At 57.8% G+C, this 14,618-nt stretch carries 14 protein-coding genes; 6 read left to right on the top strand and 8 right to left on the bottom strand.

The genetic code is table 11. The features are described from left to right. Positions 1 to 15: 15 nt before the first annotated feature. Complete coding sequence (gene purB / locus ACMGG9_RS08975) at positions 16 to 1,386, top strand: adenylosuccinate lyase (protein ID WP_213587041.1); 1,371 nt, start codon at positions 16 to 18, stop codon at positions 1,384 to 1,386. A gap of 51 nt (positions 1,387 to 1,437) precedes the next feature. Here the strand turns inward: purB and ACMGG9_RS08970 are convergent, their stop codons facing one another. The 3 genes from ACMGG9_RS08970 to ACMGG9_RS08960 form a co-directional block, all read right to left on the bottom strand. Next, positions 1,438 to 2,142 (bottom strand): GNAT family N-acetyltransferase, encoded by a 705-nt coding sequence (locus ACMGG9_RS08970; RefSeq protein WP_164106068.1) that lies wholly within the window; start codon positions 2,140 to 2,142, stop codon positions 1,438 to 1,440. Between the two features lie 15 nt (positions 2,143 to 2,157). Beyond that, positions 2,158 to 2,610 (bottom strand): GNAT family N-acetyltransferase, encoded by a 453-nt coding sequence (locus tag ACMGG9_RS08965; RefSeq protein WP_033642777.1) that lies wholly within the window; start codon positions 2,608 to 2,610, stop codon positions 2,158 to 2,160. Between the two features lie 116 nt (positions 2,611 to 2,726). Further along, positions 2,727 to 4,241: a PLP-dependent aminotransferase family protein gene (locus ACMGG9_RS08960; RefSeq protein ID WP_342174336.1), complete on the bottom strand. Its 1,515-nt coding sequence runs from the start codon at positions 4,239 to 4,241 to the stop codon at positions 2,727 to 2,729. A 139-nt stretch (positions 4,242 to 4,380) separates the two neighbouring features. Between ACMGG9_RS08960 and ACMGG9_RS08955 the strand changes: the two genes are divergently transcribed. After that, positions 4,381 to 5,145, top strand: a complete 765-nt coding sequence (locus tag ACMGG9_RS08955; RefSeq protein ID WP_033652062.1) for a GntR family transcriptional regulator — start codon at positions 4,381 to 4,383, stop codon at positions 5,143 to 5,145. Between the two features lie 4 nt (positions 5,146 to 5,149). Here ACMGG9_RS08955 and ACMGG9_RS08950 read toward each other — a convergent pair whose 3' ends face one another. Beyond that, a complete protein-coding gene (locus ACMGG9_RS08950; RefSeq protein ID WP_414162086.1) occupies positions 5,150 to 6,169 on the bottom strand; it encodes an ADP-ribosylglycohydrolase family protein in 1,020 nt (339 codons plus the stop codon). 378 nt (positions 6,170 to 6,547) lie between these two features. On the opposite strand from ACMGG9_RS08950, the gene phoP reads away from it, so the two are divergent. The 4 genes from phoP to ACMGG9_RS08930 all read left to right on the top strand — a co-directional run bounded on the left by phoP (position 6,548) and on the right by ACMGG9_RS08930 (position 10,945). Next, positions 6,548 to 7,219: a two-component system response regulator PhoP gene (gene phoP, locus ACMGG9_RS08945; RefSeq protein WP_004941169.1), complete on the top strand. Its 672-nt coding sequence runs from the start codon at positions 6,548 to 6,550 to the stop codon at positions 7,217 to 7,219. Between the two features lie 5 nt (positions 7,220 to 7,224). Continuing rightward, the gene (gene phoQ, locus ACMGG9_RS08940) at positions 7,225 to 8,682 is read left to right on the top strand and encodes a two-component system sensor histidine kinase PhoQ (RefSeq protein ID WP_033644257.1); all 1,458 of its coding nucleotides are present in this window, start codon (positions 7,225 to 7,227) and stop codon (positions 8,680 to 8,682) included. A gap of 84 nt (positions 8,683 to 8,766) precedes the next feature. After that, positions 8,767 to 9,888 (top strand): cupin domain-containing protein, encoded by a 1,122-nt coding sequence (locus ACMGG9_RS08935; RefSeq protein ID WP_004941161.1) that lies wholly within the window; start codon positions 8,767 to 8,769, stop codon positions 9,886 to 9,888. A gap of 271 nt (positions 9,889 to 10,159) precedes the next feature. Beyond that, complete coding sequence (locus ACMGG9_RS08930; protein ID WP_147880708.1) at positions 10,160 to 10,945, top strand: ATP-grasp domain-containing protein; 786 nt, start codon at positions 10,160 to 10,162, stop codon at positions 10,943 to 10,945. Positions 10,946 to 11,360: 415 nt separating this feature from the next. Here the strand turns inward: ACMGG9_RS08930 and ACMGG9_RS08925 are convergent, their stop codons facing one another. The 4 genes from ACMGG9_RS08925 to ACMGG9_RS08910 all read right to left on the bottom strand — a co-directional run bounded on the left by ACMGG9_RS08925 (position 11,361) and on the right by ACMGG9_RS08910 (position 14,574). Then, complete coding sequence (locus ACMGG9_RS08925; RefSeq protein WP_033640608.1) at positions 11,361 to 11,642, bottom strand: colicin immunity domain-containing protein; 282 nt, start codon at positions 11,640 to 11,642, stop codon at positions 11,361 to 11,363. Next, positions 11,639 to 12,127, bottom strand: coding sequence for a colicin D domain-containing protein (locus ACMGG9_RS08920; protein ID WP_239507465.1), 489 nt, complete (start codon positions 12,125 to 12,127; stop codon positions 11,639 to 11,641). The genes ACMGG9_RS08925 and ACMGG9_RS08920 overlap by 4 nt, the downstream gene beginning before the upstream one ends. A 216-nt stretch (positions 12,128 to 12,343) precedes the next feature. Beyond that, positions 12,344 to 12,601: a bacteriocin immunity protein gene (locus ACMGG9_RS08915; RefSeq protein WP_042784274.1), complete on the bottom strand. Its 258-nt coding sequence runs from the start codon at positions 12,599 to 12,601 to the stop codon at positions 12,344 to 12,346. 2 nt (positions 12,602 to 12,603) lie between these two features. Further along, positions 12,604 to 14,574, bottom strand: coding sequence for an S-type pyocin domain-containing protein (locus ACMGG9_RS08910; RefSeq protein WP_414162085.1), 1,971 nt, complete (start codon positions 14,572 to 14,574; stop codon positions 12,604 to 12,606). Between the last annotated feature and the right edge of the window lie 44 nt (positions 14,575 to 14,618).

The following is a 14,618-nucleotide window of genomic DNA, read 5'->3' as shown; positions in this document are numbered from 1 at the left end:
CAGGAGTTGCTACCGATGGAATTATCCTCACTGACCGCCGTTTCCCCCGTTGATGGACGCTACGGTGATAAAGTCAGCGCACTGCGCCCCATTTTCAGCGAATACGGTCTGCTGAAATTCCGCGTACAGGTTGAAGTACGTTGGCTGCAAAAACTGGCCGCCTGCGCAGAAATCAAGGAAGTTCCCGCTTTTGACGCCGACGCAAACGCTTTCCTCGACAAAATCGTCGCTGAATTCAACGAAGAAGACGCTCAGCGCATCAAAACCATCGAGCGCACCACCAACCACGACGTGAAAGCGGTCGAGTATTTCCTGAAGGAAAAAGTGGCGGCGGTGCCTGCGCTGTACGCGGTGTCCGAGTTCATCCACTTCGCCTGCACCTCCGAAGACATCAACAACCTGTCGCACGCGCTGATGCTGCAAAGCGCTCGTCAGGACGTGGTGCTGCCTTACTGGCGTAAAATCATCGATGCGCTGAAAGGGCTGGCGCTGGAATACCGCGATATCCCGCTGCTGTCGCGCACCCACGGCCAGCCGGCTACGCCGTCGACCGTCGGCAAAGAGTTCGCCAACGTGGCTTACCGCATGGAGCGCCAGTACCGCCAGCTGGAGCGCGTGGAGATCATGGGTAAAATCAACGGCGCGGTCGGCAACTACAACGCCCACATCGTCGCCTACCCGGAAGTGGACTGGCATCAGTTCAGCGAAGCGTTCGTGACCTCGCTCGGCATCACCTGGAACCCGTACACCACCCAGATCGAACCGCACGACTACATCGCCGAGCTGTTCGACTGCGTGGCGCGTTTCAACACCATTTTAATCGACTTCGACCGCGACATCTGGGGCTACATCGCCCTGAACCACTTCAAGCAGAAGACCATCGCCGGCGAAATCGGCTCCTCCACCATGCCGCACAAGGTCAACCCGATCGACTTCGAAAACTCCGAAGGCAACCTGGGCCTGGCCAACGCCGTGCTGGGCCACCTGGCGGGCAAACTGCCGGTGTCCCGCTGGCAGCGCGACCTGACCGATTCCACCGTGCTGCGTAACCTGGGCGTGGGCCTGGGCTATGCGCTGATCGCCTATCAAGCCACCCTGAAGGGCATCAGCAAGCTGGAAGTGAACCAGGCGCACCTGCTGGACGAACTGGATCACAACTGGGAAGTGCTGGCCGAACCGATCCAGACCGTGATGCGCCGTTACGGCATCGAGAAGCCTTACGAGAAGCTGAAAGAGCTGACCCGCGGCAAGCGCGTGGACGCCGCCGGCATGCAGGCGTTCATCGACGGTCTGGCGCTGCCGGAAGAAGAGAAAACCCGTCTGAAGGCGATGACCCCGGCCAACTACATCGGCCGCGCCACCACCCTGGTCGACGAGCTGAAGTAAGCGAGTTAGACCCACAACGACAAGGCGGCCCACGGGCCGCCTTGTTGCTTATTATTCGCCGCGCAACACCTGCAGCCGGGCTATCTGCCGCCCCTGCGCATCGAAGTTCTCGGCACTCAGCCAACGCGCCAGCCCCTGCCGCACCATCGGCCAACGGTCGGCGGTGATGGCGAACCAGTCGGTATCCCGGCTGCGCCCCTTGACGATCACTGCAAAGCGGAAGTTGCCCTCGTAACGGAAACCAAAGCGCAGCGCGGCCTGGCGCGACGGCGCGTTGTGGCTGTCGCACTTCCATTCGCAGCGGCGGTAGCCCAGCGTATCAAAGGCGTAGCGCAGCAGCAGCGCGATGGCTTCGGTGGCGCTGGAGCGCTGTTTCATCAACGGCGACCAGCTGACGTGGCCGATCTCCAGCACGCCGTTGGCCTCGTCGATGCGCATCAGCGCCACCGTCCCCACCGGCGCGTCGCTGGCGGCGTCGAACACCGTCAGATTGACCAGCCCTGGGTTGGCCTGCAGCGTCTCCAGATGCTGCAGCATCGCCGCCGGCGTATCGGGCCGTTCGATAGACAGATAGGTCCAGTCGCGGCCGTCCGGCGCCAGCTGGAAAGCATCGTACAGCGCGGCGTAATCCCGCTGCGGCTCGAGCGGCGCCAGTGAACAGAAACGCCCGCCGAGCGTTGCGCCGCCCGGGCGGCGAGCCGGCTGCCAATCCGGCATCGGTTCGCCAATCGGCTGACCATAACGATTCATTGCCATACGCGCCTCCTGCGGTTAACGGGTATAAACGATAAACGAGCTTCTTCTGCCGATTTTGTCGTACAGCGAACGCGCCGGCGCGTTGTACTCCTGAGTCATCCAATAGACCCGATCGCTGCCGCGCGCCTCCGCCAGCCGATACGCCTGTTCGAACAGTTTTTCCGACACTTTATGGCCGCGCGCCTGCGGCGACACAAAGAGATCTTCGATATAACAATAGCCCACCGCGCTCCAGGTGGACGGATGGAATACCAGGTTCATCAGCCCCAGCAGCCGGCCGTCGGCATCCTCCGCCACCAGCCCGTACACCTGTTCATCCTGCCCCAACCGTTCGAAGGTGCGATCGGTCACCTGCGGCGCCACGTCGGCGCGGTAGAAGTCGAGATAGCCCTGCCACAACGCCAGCCATTGCGCTCTGTCGTCGCCATTGATTCTGCGGATAGTCACTTCACGATTTGATGGGTTCATAGCGCCTCACGGGGTTAAGATATTATTTCCATTAGGGAAATAACCGAATAGCAGCAGGATACACCGCGCAGCGACGGTGTAATACGGACCAATTCAAAACGCCGAGCAGACCAATTTTAACCGCCGTTTTCCCGCGGCAGCGCGTTGAACACCTGCGCCAGCGTGGCGATAAAGCGCACGATCTCGTCCGGCGCATAGGCCGAGAAACCGAGCACCAGCGCCCCGCGCTGCGGCGCGCCGGTGTAGAAATCCGCCAGGCCGTACAATCGTATTCCCCGCTCGGCCGCCGCCGTCACCAGCCGCCGCTCCGTCGCCGCATCCGCCAGCGGGCAAACCAGCTGCAGGCCACCCTGCGGCAAGGCCGGGCGCGTCCAGGACGCGAGATGGCGATGTACCGCGTCGTACAGGACGTCCAGCCTCGCCTTGTACAGCGTGCGCATATTGCGCAGATGCTCGGCGTAGCCGCCCTCGTGCAGGCAGTGGAACAGCGTCATCTGCGCCAGTGCTGACGTGTAGCCGTCCTGAAACTGCCTGGCGGCGACCAATGGCCGCACCAGCTGCGGCGGCGCGATCATGAAACCGATGCGCAGCCCCGGAAACAGCGTCTTGCTGAAAGTGCCGATGTACAGCGTGCGCCCGCCGCTGTCCAGCCCCTGCAGCGCCGCCTTGGTTTGTCGATCGTAGTTGAACTCGGCGTCGTAATCGTCTTCGATGATCCAGGCCCGCCGGCGCTGGGCCCACTGCAACAGCGCCAGGCGCCGCTCGAGGCTCAGCGAGTATCCCAGCGGGTAATGATGGGACGGCGTGATGTACACGCCCCGCCCGCCGCCCGAAGCCTGCATCAGTTGCCCGACGTCCAGCCCTTGCTCATCGATGCCGATCGGCCGCGCCTGCAGCCCCGCCGACTGCACCAGTTTTTTCGCCCCCTGGTAACCCGGCTCTTCGACGAATACCGCATCGCCGGGATCGAACAGCACCTGCGTGCACAGCGCCAGCGCCTGCTGAGAGCTGGTGACCACGATCACCTGCTCCGCCGTCGCCTTGACGCCCCGCTCCCGCTGCAAATAGTGCGCGATCTCCGCACGCAGCTCCGGCAAGCCCTGCGGATCGGCATACCCCAACAGCCGCTCGCCGTGCCGCCGCAGCGCCTGCTTTTCCCACTGCAGCCACGAATCGATGGGAAACGCCCGCAGATCCGCCAGCGAGGGCGTCAGCGACGCCTGACGGCTGGTGTGCGGCGTATGGCTGACCGCCAGCAACGCTCGGCCGCGATCGCTTAGCTCACGTTCCGCCAGCCGCGCCTCCTGGCCTGCCTGCGTCGCCAGCAGTTCACGGCCGAGCAGCGTATCGCAGCGATAGCGAACATAGCTGCCGCGCCCCACCGCCCGGCTGATGTATCCCTCCGCCTCCAGCCGCGCGTAGGTCTGCTCCACCGTATCGCGCGCCACCCCCAGCCGGGGCGCCAATGCGCGGCTTGGCGGCAGCTTCGCCCGCCACGGCAGTTCCCCGGCGGTGATGAGCCGCAACAGGGCCTGATGCAGCGCCGAACGTCGGGTCAGCCCCTGCTGACGCTGCTGGGTGAAGGCCGCCAGGATTGCCGCGTCGTCCGCGCAGGATGGGTGGTCACTCATGGGCTGTCTGTTTCTCCAAACTCGGGGCGATTGCACACTACTCTACCTTATTTCATCCCCTCGGCGGCGGCAGTTGCGCTGCCCGGCGAAATCCCCTTAAATAAGCCATTGCATTGAGGCTACAGGATTTCCGTCGGCTATGAGCAAGGAGACCAACCAGCGTCTGCTGGAAAAACTGCTGCAGGATCTGGCCAGCGCGGGCGCGATGCCGCTGTATCTGCGCTTTAACGCCTCGGTGCGCCAGGCCATCGAGCAAGGATTGCTGAACGCGGGGGATTTCCTGCCCAGCGAGCGTCTGTTTACCGAACGGCTCGGCATCTCGCGCATCACGGTGCGCAAAGCGCTGGCCTGTCTCGAGCAAGACGGCATCATCGGCCGTTCACGCGGTTACGGCACTTTCATCCAGGCGCAACGGCCCGCGCCGAAGCTGCGCTATTCATTAGCGGACGTCAAAGGGTTCTCGCGCGAGGTGATGCAACAAGGGCGCCGGCCGGACACGCAATGGCTCAGCCGCGAACGGGTGCCGGCCAGCGCCGAACTGGCGGAAAAGCTCCAGCTGGCGACCGGAACGCCGATCTATCAACTCAAACGTATCCACTTTCTCGATCGGCAGCCGATGTCGGTGGCGGTGTCCTACGTGGTGGCGGCGGCGATTGCCAACGTCGACGAGATTGGCATCTCGCTCTATGACTACTTCCGCCGAAATAACGTGGAGATGGGATCGCTGCGCAGCCAGGTCAGCGCGGCCATGGCCGATGACGACATCCGCCGGGCGCTGCAATTATCAGAACCGATGCCGCTGCTGATCGTGCGCCAGACGCTGTTCGACCACCGCAAGAAGCCTATCGAATACAGCGAAAGCTTCTGCCGCAGCGACATGTACGAGTTTACCAGCGAAAGCTGATCCGTTACGCCTCGCCCTGCCGACGGCGGCGAAAACGCGCGAACGCCTGGGCATACGCCTCGACGTCCAGTGGATTCACCCGCTGCAACTGCGCCAGCAGCGCAGGATCCATCGCTTCGGCGCCGTGCAGCGCGCCGCAGACAGCGGTGGCCATCGCGCCGATGGTGTCGGTATCGCCCCCCAGGTTGGCGCACAGCACGGCGCAACGGGTAGGATCGGTTTGCGCCAGCTGCACCATCGCCAGCGCCGCCGGCACCGACTCGATGGTGCTCACCCCGGCGCCAATCAGTTGATATATCCGCTCGGATGCCTGTTCGGGATCGGCCGCCTCATCCACCACCTGAAACGCCAACTCGATGCGCGCCGCCAGCGAAGGGCTGAACGTCGTCACCTGACGGCGCTGGGCATACTCCGCCACGCCCGGCAACGCCAGGCGAATAGAGGCCCAGTCCGCCCCCTCTACCGCACGCGAAACCGCCCAGGCGATCGCCACGGCACCGGCGACGGCGATGTCGGATTTGTGCGTCGGGCTGGAGGCCAGCCACACCTGCTGACAGAACCCCTCCAGCGGCGCAGACGGCAGCACGCAACCCAAAGGCGAAATGCGCATCGCCGCGCCGTTGGTGATGCCGTTGTTTTCCAACGCGGCGATCGGCGTGCCCGCTTTCTGCTCGCTCAACGCCAGTTTGGAACTGGGGCCGAGAATGTTCTTGTTGAAGGCGTCAAAACTGTCCACCCAGCGGATCACGTTGCGGGCGATCAGTTCTGGCACCACCTCGCCTTCCGCTTCCAGCAGCGCATCGGCCAGCGCCAACGCCATCGAGGTATCGTCGGTATATTGCCCGGCCTTGAAGTAACAGGCGGCCGAGTTCTCCGCCGGCCCATCGAGGAAGCCGTCTATCCAGCCGAAGTGGCGCTTAACCCGCTCGCGCGGCCACAGCTCGGAAGGCATGCCGAGCGCGTCGCCCAGCATCTGTCCGTAAAATGCGCCCGCTATGCGTTCTGCCTGGGTTAATTGCTTCATCCATCGCTCCTGAGAAAATATGCCGATACCTCAATAATACCTTATTAGTACCTTTAAAGCTTATCAAGCGCTCCGGTTCACACTTTCCTTTCGCGGCAATGCCCGACGCGTTTAAGTTGCGTTTAACGTTGCCCCGCCGCTGTTTATCCGACGTTTATCAGAGCTTGTCGATAATGTCGGCGAACAAATTGATAACGCTTATTTTAATACATTGCTTCGGCTCTCTTGCGGGCCGGGCGGGTTATACCTACCATAACCTCAGCATTTTTTGCCAAAATGGTTCAGGTGGCCGCGTTATCCCCTGACACGCCGCAGAGCGTGTTCCCTTTTATCGCGTGGGTGACAGGACATTCACCCGCACAGTCACAGGAGTTCGCCATGCGAGTACTGGTTGTTGAAGATAATGGTTTGCTGCGCCACCACCTTTCCGTTCAGATGCGCGAGATGGGCCATCAGGTCGATGCGGCTGAAGACGCCAAAGAAGCCGATTATTTCCTGCAGGAGCATGCGCCGGATATCGCCATCGTCGATCTCGGCCTGCCGGGCGAAGACGGCCTGAGCCTGATCCGCCGTTGGCGCGCGCACCAGACCAAGCTGCCGATCCTGGTGCTGACCGCCCGCGAAAGCTGGCAGGACAAAGTGGCGGTGCTGGAAGCCGGCGCCGACGACTATGTCACCAAGCCGTTCCACCTGGAAGAAGTGATCGCCCGCATGCAGGCGCTGATGCGCCGCAACAGCGGCCTGGCATCGCAGGTGATCGTGCTGCCGCCGTTCCAGATCGATCTGTCGCGCCGCGAACTGAGCGTCAACGATCAACAGATCAAGTTGACCGCCTTTGAATACACCATCATCGAGACCCTGATCCGCAACGCCGGCAAGGTGGTGAGCAAGGATTCGTTGATGCTGCAGCTTTACCCGGACGCCGAACTGCGCGAAAGCCACACCATCGACGTGCTGATGGGCCGCTTGCGCAAGAAGGTGCAGGCGGAATACCCGCATGAAGTGATCACCACGGTACGTGGCCAGGGCTATCGTTTTGACGCGAAGTGAACATGATGTTCAACAAGAATAAAAAACCGTTTTCGCTGCGCGCCCGCTTCCTGATGGCGACCGCCGGGGTGATCCTGGCGCTGTCGCTTTCTTACGGTTTGGTGGCGGTCGTCGGCTACATCGTCAGCTTCGACAAGACCGCCTTCCGCCTGCTGCGCGGCGAAAGCAACCTGTTCTTCAGCCTGGCGCAGTGGAAAGACAACAAGCTCACCATCGCCATTCCTCCCGATATCGATCTCAATTTTCCCACGCTGGTGTTTATCTACGACGATAAAGGCAACCTGCTGTGGAGCCAGCGCAAGGTGCCGGAGCTGGAGAAGCTGATCAACAAGGAATGGCTGGAGGAGTCCGGCTTCTACGAAATTGACACCGATACCCGCATCAGTAGCGAAGTGCTGGGGGACAACCCCAAAGCGCAGGATCAGCTGAAGAATTATGACGATACCGATCAGAACGCGCTGACGCACTCGGTGGCGGTCAATACCTATGCCGCCACGGCGCGGCTGCCGGCGTTGACCATCGTGGTGGTCGACAGCATTCCGCAGGAGCTGCAGCGCTCCGACGTAGTGTGGGAGTGGTTCAGCTACGTGCTGCTGGCCAACCTGCTGCTGGTGGTGCCGCTGCTGTGGCTGGCGGCCTACTGGAGCCTGCGGCCGATCAAGGCGCTGGTCAATCAGGTGGGCGAGCTGGAGAACGGCGAACGCGATCAGCTGGATGAGAACCCGCCCAGCGAACTGCGCGGCCTGGTGCGCAATTTGAACATTCTGGTGCGCAACGAACGCCAGCGCTACACCAAATACCGCACCACCCTGTCGGATCTGACCCACAGCCTGAAAACGCCGCTGGCGGTGCTGCAAAGCACCCTGCGCTCGCTGCGCAGCGGCAAGCAGACCACCATCGAAGAAGCCGAGCCGATCATGCTGGATCAGATCGGGCGCATCTCTCAGCAGATCGGTTACTACCTGCATCGGGCCAGCATCAACTCCGGCCAGACGGTGCTGACGCGCGAGATCCACTCGGTGCCGGCGCTGCTCGACAGCCTGGTGGTGGCGCTGAACAAGGTTTACCAGCGCAAAGGGGTGGTGATCACACTGGACATCTCGCCGGAAGTGACCTTTATGGGCGAGAAGAACGACTTTATGGAAGTGATGGGCAACGTGTTGGAAAACGCCTGCAAATACTGCCTCGAGTTCGTGGAAATCACCTCGCTGCACTCCGATAAAAACCTCATCCTCGTCATCGACGACGACGGCCCGGGCATCCCGGAAAGCAAGCGCCAGTTGATCTTCCAGCGCGGCCAGCGGGTGGATACCCTGCGTCCCGGTCAGGGCCTTGGCCTGTCGGTGGCGGCGGAGATCATCGAGCAATACGACGGCGAAATCGTCATCAGCGACAGCCCGCTCGGCGGCGCGCGCATGCAGGTCACCTTCGCCCGCCAGCACGATACCCACCACAACGAGTAAATTATGCCTCTGCGGCCCCGATCCACGGGGCCAAACTTCCGTTATAATCGCACTCAGGCTCACTCCTCTATCCTGGAATAGAACATGGATTATCAATTAGACCTGGACTGGAACGATTTTTTGCAACGTTATTGGCAAAAGCGTCCGGTGATTCTGAAGCGCGGCTTCAAAAACTTTATCGATCCGATCTCCCCGGATGAGCTGGCCGGGCTGGCGATGGAAAACGAAGTGGACAGCCGCCTGGTCAGCCATCAGGATGGCCGTTGGCAGGTCGCGCACGGCCCCTTCGAGAGCTTCGATCACCTGAGCGAAAACAACTGGTCGCTGCTGGTGCAGGCGGTGGACCATTGGCATGAGCCTTCCGCAGCGCTGATGCGCCCGTTCCGCCAACTGCCGGACTGGCGGATGGATGACCTGATGATCTCCTTCTCGGTGCCGGGCGGCGGCGTCGGCCCGCACCTCGATCAGTACGACGTGTTCATCATTCAGGGCACTGGCCGCCGCCGCTGGCGAGTCGGGGAAAAAACGCCGCTGAAACAACACTGCCCGCATCCGGATCTGCTGCAGGTAGAGCCGTTCGACGCCATCATCGACGAAGAGATGGAGCCGGGCGACATTCTCTACATTCCGCCGGGCTTCCCGCATGAAGGCTACGCGCTGGAAAACGCGCTCAACTACTCGGTGGGCTTCCGCGCGCCGAACGGCCGCGAGCTGGTGAGCGGCTTCGCCGATTACGTGCTGGCGCGCGAGCTGGGCAGCAAACGCTACGGCGATCCGGACGTTAAACTGCGCGAACACCCGGCGGAGATCCTGCCGCAGGAAGTGGACGCCTTACGGCAGATGATGCTGGATCTGGTGCAACAGCCGGAACACTTCCAGCACTGGTTCGGCGAGTTTATCTCCCAATCGCGCCACGAGCTGGATCTGGCGCCGCCGGAGCCGCCGTATCAGGCCGGGGAAATCTACGAACTGCTGCAACAGGGTGAAGCGCTGCAGCGCCTGGGCGGGTTGCGCGTGCTGCGCGTCGGCGATCGCTGCTTCGTCAACGGCGAACTGATCGACACCGACCAGCTGCAGGCCGCAGACGCCCTGTGCCAGCACTTCAGCGTCGACGCCGCCCTGCTCGGCGACGCGGTGGACGACCCGTCATTCCTGGCGCTGCTGACCGCGCTGGTCAACAGCGGCTATTGGTACTTTAACGACTGAGTTCTCGGGGCTGTGGCCTCTGTTGAACATGTCTACCGGCCCGCTTATGCGGGCCTTTTCTTTAGGGTGGAAAAAGCTGGCCCGCCCTCAACAATACGTTTCTATCGAGACCTCAATTTATCCACCACACGAATGCCCCTATCATTATTATTTTGAAAGTAATGCATACCACATGAAATCAAACAAACCATTGCTTCTCAGTCCCACTGACGTTATTTTTAAGGCCATTCACTGAATTACGTACAATACTAATTAATACAAGGTGTTATCCATGCAAATTATTTATCCTGATGATTATTCAAACCAAGGCAGACCGGATGAAAATTTTGCCGAAGAATTTACCTGCGCCAAAGATAGAGGAATACGCTGTTTTCTACTTTCCTCAGAAGCCGCAGCATTAGGAAAAACCCGTTTTTCGGGCCGCTTTGAACCAGGCGTACCGGTAATCTGGCGTGGTTGGATGTTGAATGCAGAGGAATATCGCCAGTTGCACCGTGCGGTAACGGCTAATGGAGGGGAAATGCTTGAGTCCCCGGATGAGTATTTGCGTAATCACCATATAACCGGCTGGTATGAGCCATGTAAGTCATATACCGCAGAGACCGTGCTCACCACGGCTGATACAGATTTCGACACTCTGGTCACCCAACTTTGTTGGCCCGCCTACTTTGTTAAGGATTATGTGAAATCGCTGACCACATCCCGAGGCTCGGTAGCTCACAATGCCGCTGAAATCAGAGAGGTTCTTAAACTGATTATGCATTACAGAGGGGAACTTGAAGGCGGCGTTAGCTTAAGACGCTTTGAAAACTTGTTTGACGACAGTGAGCGCCGATACTTTTCGCTTAACGGCCAGGTTTTTTCCGCCGATGGTGAAATACCTGACATCGTTCATCAGATCGCATCGTGTATTAAAACGCCTTTTTATTCGATCGATATCGCCAAAAATGCCAATGGCGAATTGCGCCTAATCGAAATAGGCGATGGCCAGGTATCAGATACCAAAGAGTGGAGCGTTGCAGACCTGGTTACTGCATTTTGTATAGCAGGCGGTTAACCACCCCATTAAATTCGAGTGGTTATAAGTAAGACCAAGTGTATTCCAAAAAACCTCCATAGTGTGAATAACCAGGTGATGCTGGCCGTCTGCATCGCTGTACCTTATCGATATGTGATGTCACTACCTCCCCAGTATGCACTGGGGGTATTAGTGCAAAAAAATGCGCTATGTTAAAAGGGCATTCTTTCCGGCCTGACAGCATCTATCGCAGCAGATTTCCAGATAAGCTAACGTCTCGACACATCTAAATCAGCAATATTAGAATATCTGACTACAATACTGATGCTCACCATAAGCAAACATGTGTAGGTAAAAACACCCAGTAAATTTTCTTTACTGGGTGCGAAGCCCCCCCTCTTTCTCATCGTCGTGATGGCAGAGTGTGCGTATTCATTTATAAAACATATAGAACTTACTCTTTTTTGAGAAAATTATACTTCTCGAGCGTTTTTTTTACCTCTATCTTGAGTTCATTCTCATCCAAATCGCTACCATCCCGATTTGGGGAAGATGTATAGCAATCCGCCAAGCTGAAAAGCTCTGCTGCACAATACCCAACATCATTACTATCATTTCTTAATGTCCCGTCATCGCGTTCTTTCCTCCATACATTAAGATACTGTGACTCATACTCATCAGCGGTTAATTTAGAGTCGAGTAATGCCTGCGCTATTTCAATCAACTTCATACTCATAACAGTACTCCTTTTTCCATATAGTTTTTATACTGTGGCGTCCCAGGGCTTAATTTCATTCCCGTCGAGAAGTATCCATCACGTCTAATTACAACAACATTATTGGTCCTTGAGTTAAAAAAGACTTTGGAGTCTTTTTCTCTTATATAAGTCCCTCTCTCTACCGTATCCCTATCATTCAAATGAGCCTCTAGCGCATCGCGATATTGAGTCAGAGTCTCTCTGTTTTTTCTAGTGTCCGCAACACCAAAGTCACTCGCGTGCTTGTACTTTTTATCCAGTTGCTGACGCGTAAAACACCCCGAGTCCAGCGGATCACTGACCATCACATAGACAGCTTCAACTCCGGTTTCCAGCGCATCCGGCTGCCACAGGATAAAGTCTTGCAGATCCTGCACCACATCCGCCGGGAAGGTGATGACCACGATGCTGTCCGCCTGCCTGATGCCGGTGCCGGTATGCACTGGCGATTTGGCTTGGAACAAGAGAAACCAGTTCCAGATCCGCTTTATGCAACCAGCCGCCCCCCTTACTGCCCTCTGGCGCTCACTTTACCCGGAGTTTAACTCAAACTACGTAACACCTTCTGATAACTAGATTAGTTGATTGAAATGCGAAAAAAACGCCCAACAAACGCTAGTTTGCTGGGCGCAGATGAAATGCTCATCACCATTTATTAATCATAAGATGATTAAACGTAGTTACCCTTGTTTGAAGCAAGGCTTGCCATTTTTGGTTCGCCACTCCTTAATTTCTTCGATAACGGCTTCAGGGCTTCCATTATTATTTCCTTCTGGATAATAAATTAGATCTGAACCACTAGGGTGCTCAGTAATATTGATAAAACTCTCGAGGTTGTTATCTTGAGTTTTCTCATCTCCGTCACAATTAATGATTGCTTCAATGAGTTTTTTGAATTCAATTTCAGTGTAATCACTGATGTTTTTTTTCAGTTCCATTACTATTTACCTCTATGAATGTCAATATGGTGTTTAGGTGTAAGCACACGGAGATTGTCCATATCATAGACTCCACCATCCTGACTGATTAGTTTATCATGATGAAGTTCGAATGAACGCCGCCCCCCAACAGTATCTTTATTTCTAGCACGTGGAGCCAACCCTTGGCTCATTCGTTTTTTATTAGCTGGAATAAATTGTTTGCTCAGCTCAGGATCTTTCCCCACCTCAGTCCAGAACGCCTTACGAAACGCGTCAAAGCTCGCAAACTCCCGCCCACGCAGTTTGTCCGCAATCTGACGGGGAACCGGGGAACCCAGTTCCTGACCTGCTGAATTCAACCAGCCGTCTCCCACTTGCTGTCCTTTGCCGCTCACTTTACCCGGAGTATATCTCGGACTGCGCACCATCACATAGACAGCTTCAACTCCGGTTTCCAGCGCATCCGGCTGCCACAGGATAAAGTCTTGCAGATCCTGCACCACATCCGCCGGGAAGGTGGTGACCACGATGCTGTCCGCCTGCCTGATGCCGGTGCCGGTATGCACTGGCGACTTAGGCCCCGGTGAGCCGTTGCCGGTATGCGCCGGCGCTGCCGGCCCGGTCGGCACCGGGTTGATCAGTATCGTTCTGGCCGGCGCGCCCGCCACCGCCGGCAGCGTGATTTTGTCCAGCCCCGTCAGCTCATCGCGAACAGGTCTGAATACCGGCACACTCGGCGATACACCGCCGACGCCCGTTCTGACGAAGTTAACGCTCTGTCTCCCGTCATCGTCAGTGGTGATAAATCCGCGCACCGGCAAATCGACCGAGGTCATGCCGGGCTGGATGGTCGCCCTGCCCGCCGCCGCCAGGCTCGCCTGAAGGGCAAACAGATTGACATCCCGCCCGGGCACCTGGGCACTCCCGGCTCCGGCCTCCGTCGGGTAAAAGCCGAGGGCAAAAGCCCCCAGCACCGATCCGGCGGCGACCGCGGTGCCAGCGCGTATACTGCCGACTTCGGAGGCCGCCCGCCACGACGCGCTCGCTGCCCAGCCGGCCAGTTCGCTTGTGGTCGTCATCACACCTTGTCCGACCATCGACGTCTGCAGCATCGCGGGGGCCCGGTTGAGCACCATGGCGCCTGCCGCCGCCAGCGCCGCATTGGCCGCTTTTAGCTTTTCCGGCGTATACGCCGGAGCGTCCATAATACCCGCTTTAGCGAACAACGCTTTTCTTGCTGCTTCAGCCTTGCGGGCTTCTTCGGCTTTGCGGGCTTCCTCGGCTCTACGAGCCTCTTCGGCCACTTCTCGTTCTACCTGTTTAAATTGTTGATAGGCTGAGGTTAAAGAAGGCACTTCGACATTACGTTGCCGGTAGCCTGTGCGATCGCTCCCTTTTCCGCCGCCGTTGATCTCATACTGTTCCGTAACTTCGGTCATCACCCTATTATTATCAAGCCAGAAACCCGGAGGAATTGTTCCATTAAGCACCTCGGAATAGGTGGCTAATGGCGCCTTATCCTCTGCGGCAGAATTGTTGCCGTTATTGTTGCCGTTGGGTACGCTCTGATAATTACCGATTCTATGATTGGTATCGATATTGCCAGCGAACACGATTCCGCCTTGAGCAGGCAACCCCACGCCAAGTACATTTTTAACTTGTGGGACAGAGGAAATAGCCTTGCTGACGGCGGCTTCATCGGCTGTACGAATTTCACCAACTTGCACCTGTATTTTTCCGTCAGCCTCAACACTTTTCAACGCTACCTTTGCATAAGTTGTAACCGTACGTACTTTTTTTTGTAACTCCTTCAGTATATTACTAACTTTAGGGTCATTTTTGATAGCGTTAACCTGTCGCCGTATTGCCGCTCCTTGGGAATCTCCACTGCTGCTACTGTCCCTGCCACCATTACCGTTCCCATTACCACCATCCCAGTTGGTACTGTTATCTTTACCGGGATTTAAACCGTGTACTCCATCGATATGCACATCCCCATGCCAGGAATATTTATATCCATAGATCCACCGTGCCC

The sequence above is a fragment of the Serratia sp. BNK-10 genome (genome assembly GCF_047456065.1).
GTDB classification, from domain to species: domain Bacteria; phylum Pseudomonadota; class Gammaproteobacteria; order Enterobacterales; family Enterobacteriaceae; genus Serratia; species Serratia ureilytica.
This window is presented reverse-complemented; position numbering and strand designations above follow the sequence as displayed.

Coding starts and splice junctions, on each gene's coding strand:
- ACMGG9_RS08915 (WP_042784274.1), bottom strand. CDS start 12,601: ATGGAACTGAAAAAAAACATCAGTGATTACACTGAAATTGAATTCAAA.
- phoQ (WP_033644257.1), top strand. CDS start 7,225: ATGTTCAACAAGAATAAAAAACCGTTTTCGCTGCGCGCCCGCTTCCTG.
- phoP (WP_004941169.1), top strand. CDS start 6,548: ATGCGAGTACTGGTTGTTGAAGATAATGGTTTGCTGCGCCACCACCTT.
- ACMGG9_RS08950 (WP_414162086.1), bottom strand. CDS start 6,169: ATGAAGCAATTAACCCAGGCAGAACGCATAGCGGGCGCATTTTACGGA.
- purB (WP_213587041.1), top strand. CDS start 16: ATGGAATTATCCTCACTGACCGCCGTTTCCCCCGTTGATGGACGCTAC.
- ACMGG9_RS08930 (WP_147880708.1), top strand. CDS start 10,160: ATGCAAATTATTTATCCTGATGATTATTCAAACCAAGGCAGACCGGAT.
- ACMGG9_RS08960 (WP_342174336.1), bottom strand. CDS start 4,241: ATGAGTGACCACCCATCCTGCGCGGACGACGCGGCAATCCTGGCGGCC.
- ACMGG9_RS08935 (WP_004941161.1), top strand. CDS start 8,767: ATGGATTATCAATTAGACCTGGACTGGAACGATTTTTTGCAACGTTAT.
- ACMGG9_RS08970 (WP_164106068.1), bottom strand. CDS start 2,142: ATGGCAATGAATCGTTATGGTCAGCCGATTGGCGAACCGATGCCGGAT.
- ACMGG9_RS08965 (WP_033642777.1), bottom strand. CDS start 2,610: ATGAACCCATCAAATCGTGAAGTGACTATCCGCAGAATCAATGGCGAC.
- ACMGG9_RS08955 (WP_033652062.1), top strand. CDS start 4,381: ATGAGCAAGGAGACCAACCAGCGTCTGCTGGAAAAACTGCTGCAGGAT.
- ACMGG9_RS08925 (WP_033640608.1), bottom strand. CDS start 11,642: ATGAGTATGAAGTTGATTGAAATAGCGCAGGCATTACTCGACTCTAAA.